This window comes from Intrasporangium chromatireducens Q5-1 (genome assembly GCF_000576575.1).
GTDB classification, from domain to species: domain Bacteria; phylum Actinomycetota; class Actinomycetes; order Actinomycetales; family Dermatophilaceae; genus Intrasporangium_A; species Intrasporangium_A chromatireducens.
In genome coordinates this window covers 1-605 of sequence record NZ_AWQS01000566.1, presented here as the reverse complement: position 1 = coordinate 605, position 605 = coordinate 1, and the positions used below count along the sequence as shown (strand labels likewise).

At 63.6% G+C, this 605-nt stretch carries 1 protein-coding gene; it reads left to right on the top strand.

Annotation, left to right across the window (positions count from 1 at the left end; genetic code table 11):
* Positions 1–530, top strand: a 530-nt coding sequence (locus tag N864_RS22910) for a hypothetical protein (RefSeq protein ID WP_205621049.1), incomplete at its 5' end; no start/stop codon positions are given.
* Positions 531–605 lie beyond the last annotated feature (75 nt).

The window sequence follows — 605 nt, the reverse complement described above, 5'->3', positions numbered from 1 at the left end:
TCCCCGGGCCCCATGCAAGATCGAGGCTAGCGCTCCTGGCAATGGCGAAGATGGCGGCTATTGGCGCCCTGCTTGGAATTGTCATTGGCATCGGCATGGCCGTGGCAGGCGAGACACCGTGGTCCATACTCTTGAGCCCCTTCGCAGTTGGGCTGCTACTCGGCATCACGCTGGGGCCCGTTGTGGCGCTCAACTGGTATCTCCTCCCGGGACGAGTGACCTACCAGGTGACGGATGCCTCACTGACGGCATGGCGCGGTGGCTGGAGGCGCAAGGAGATCCAGGTGGGCCGCATCGCAGACATCCATTTCGACGAGCAGATCACGTGGAAAGACTTGGTGTTCTCGGGTTGGTTCGGCTACAGCTCACCTATCCCCCGCCTGTGGGTGACGTTGACGGCCACGCAGGACAGGTGGGACCCCTCAAACTCCGCCGCCGAGAACCTTCCGAGCATCCTGATCGCCGCCGAGCGTCAACGGCAGGCCATGCTCGAGCTTCGACAGGCCCTCAACCTGCCGCTGAACGGCTAGGGCGTGTCTGCTAACGCTTCGCGCGGTGGGTCAGAACGATCATCCCGAGGAGGACGCCACCGAGGTAGGTCACGG